This is a genomic window from Halomonas sp. ND22Bw, assembly GCF_003011945.1.
GTDB classification, from domain to species: Bacteria; Pseudomonadota; Gammaproteobacteria; order Pseudomonadales; family Halomonadaceae; genus Halomonas; species Halomonas halophila.
Genome location: NZ_PXWD01000642.1, coordinates 1 through 280 on the forward strand (window position 1 = coordinate 1; position 280 = coordinate 280).

The window sequence follows — 280 nt, forward strand, 5'->3', positions numbered from 1 at the left end:
CGCGTATCGCCCGGCTGGACAAGGCGACGGCGGAACGGACGGGCGCGACGCCCCAGCAGGCGCGCGCGGATTCGGTCAAATCCATTCCCGTCGGCCGCATCGGCGCGCCCGAGGAGTTCGGCGCGACCGCCGCCTTCCTGGCCAGCCCGCTGGCGGCCTATATCACCGGCTCGCTGATCCGGTTGGACGGCGGGGCGATCAAGGCGATCTAGGCAATCGGCGGTTGCGAGTGTAGCCTGCCGGTTCAGGCTGGAGGTTTGCGATGCTGCCCTTGTTGATG

General features: G+C 69.3%; 1 protein-coding gene. It reads left to right on the plus strand.

The window, feature by feature from the left end:
* Positions 1–212, plus strand: a 212-nt coding sequence (locus CVH10_RS19720) for an SDR family oxidoreductase (protein ID WP_146143132.1), incomplete at its 5' end; no start/stop codon positions are given.
* Between the last annotated feature and the right edge of the window lie 68 nt (positions 213–280).